Consider the following 2,329-nt stretch of genomic DNA (forward strand, 5'->3'; position numbering starts at 1 on the left):
TCTTCCGTGTCCACATAACGGACAGTGACAGTACCTTGTTGTTGATAGACATAGGTGACCGTTTGATTTTCTGGTTTAAACTCGCCAGAGGCGGGAGCTCCTTTGACTTCAACAAATTTATACCCAGAGAATTCTTTTTGTGTTGTGTCATAAGGTTCGTTCACGTTACCTGTCAAAGTGATCGGTTTAGCAAGCTCTTTGTCGTCCATGTCCACATAACGGACAGTGACAGTACCTTGTTGTTGATAGACATAGGTGACGGTTTGACTCTCTGCTTTAAACTCGCCTGCAGCCGGTGCCCCTTTGACTTCAACAAATTTATATCCGGAGAATTCTTTTTGTGTTGTGTCATAAGGTTCGTTCACACCACCGGTCAAAGTGACTGGTTTTGCAAGCTCTTTGTCTTCCATGTCCACATAACAGACAGTGACAGTACCTTGTTGTTGATAGACATAGGTGACGGTTTGACTCTCTGCTTTAAACTCGCCAGAGACGGGAGCTCCTTTGACTTCAACAAATTTATACCCGGAAATTTCTTCTGGTTCAGTTTGATACGGTTCGTTCACACCACCGGTCAAAGTGACTGGTTTAGCAAGCTCTTTGTCTTCCATGTCCACATAACGGACAGTGACGGTACCTTGTTGTTGATAGACATAGGTGACGGTTTGACTCTCTGCTTTAAACTCGCCTGCAGCCGGTGCCCCTTTGACTTCAACAAATTTATACCCGGAAATTTCTTCTGGTTCAGTTTGATACGGTTCGTTCACACCCCCGGTCAAAGTGACTGGTTTAGCAAGCTCTTTGTCTTCCATGTCCACATAACGGACAGTGACGGTACCTTGTTGTTGATAGACATAGGTGACGGTTTGACTCTCTGCTTTAAACTCGCCAGAGGCGGGAGCCCCTTTGACTTCAACAAATTTATACCCGGAGATTTCTTCTGGTTCAGTTTGATACGGTTCGTTCACACCACCGGTCAAAGTGATCGGTTTAGCAAGCTCTTTGTCTTCCATGTCCACATAACGTACAGTGACGGTACCTTGTTGTTGATAGACATAGGTGACGGTTTGACTCTCTGCTTTAAATTTCCCAGCAGCTGGTGCCCCTTTGACTTCAACAAATTTATACCCGGAGATTTCTTCTGGTTCAGTTTGATATGGTTCGTTCACACCCCCGGTCAAAGTGACTGGTTTTGCAAGCTCTTTGTCGTCCATGTCCACATAACGGACAGTGACGGTACCTTGTTGTTGATAGACATAGGTGACCGTTTGATTCTCTGGTTTAAACTCGCCTGTGGCTGGTGCCCCCCCCTTTGACTTCAACAAATTTATACCCAGAGAATTCTTTTTGTGCTGTGTCATAAGGTTCGTTCACACCACCGGTCAAAGTAATCGGTTTAGCAAGCTCTTTATCGTCCATGTCCACATAACGGACAGTGACGGTACCTTGTTGTTGATAGACATAGGTGACCGTTTGACTTTCTGGTTTAAACTCGCCTGTAGCTGGCGCCCCTTTGACTTCAACAAATTTATACCCGGAAATTTCTTTTGGTTCAGTTTGATACGGTTCGTTCACACCACCGGTCAAAGTGATCGGTTTAGCAAGCTCTTTGTCTTCCGTGTCCACATAACGGACAGTGACAGTACCTTGTTGTTGATAGACATAGGTGACGGTTTGACTTTCTGCTTTAAACTCGCCTGCAGCTGGTGCCCCTTTGACTTCAACAAATTTATACCCGGAAATTTCTTTTGGTTCAGTTTGATACGGTTCGTTCACACCACCGGTCAAAGTGATCGGTTTAGCAAGCTCTTTGTCTTCCGTGTCCACATAACGGACAGTGACAGTACCTTGTTGTTGATAGACATAGGTGACGGTCTGACTTTCTGCTTTAAACTCGCCTGCAGCTGGTGCCCCTTTGACTTCAACAAATTTATACCCGGAGATTTCTTCCGGTTCAGTTTGATATGGTTCGTTCACACCCCCGGTCAAAGTGATCGGTTTAGCAAGCTCTTTGTCTTCCGTGTCCACATAACGGACAGTGACAGTACCTTGTTGTTGATAGACATAGGTGACCGTTTGACTTTCTGGTTTAAACTCGCCTGTAGCTGGTGCCCCTTTGACTTCAACAAATTTATACCCGGAAATTTCTTCTGGTTCAGTTTGATACGGTTCGTTCACACCACCGGTCAAAGTGATCGGTTCTGCAAGCTCTTTATCGTCCGTGTCCACATAGCGGACAGTGACGGTACCTTGTTGTTGATAGACATAGGTGACGGTTTGACTTTCTGGTTTAAACTCGCCCGCAGCTGGTGCCCCTTTGACTTCAACA

Annotated in this window: 2 protein-coding genes; both read right to left on the bottom strand. The window is 45.5% G+C overall.

Translation table 11 applies throughout. The features are described 5' to 3' along the window. Positions 1-1,322 (bottom strand): MucBP domain-containing protein (locus CBF29_RS13595; RefSeq protein WP_211334312.1); only part of this gene is annotated, 1,322 nt, incomplete at its 3' end. After that, positions 1,282-2,329, bottom strand: a 1,048-nt coding sequence (locus CBF29_RS13600; protein ID WP_211334313.1) for a MucBP domain-containing protein, incomplete at its 5' end; no start/stop codon positions are given. The genes CBF29_RS13600 and CBF29_RS13595, both read right to left, overlap by 41 nt.

It is taken from the genome of Vagococcus elongatus (genome assembly GCF_003987645.1).
Lineage (GTDB): Bacteria > Bacillota > Bacilli > Lactobacillales > Vagococcaceae > Vagococcus_A > Vagococcus_A elongatus.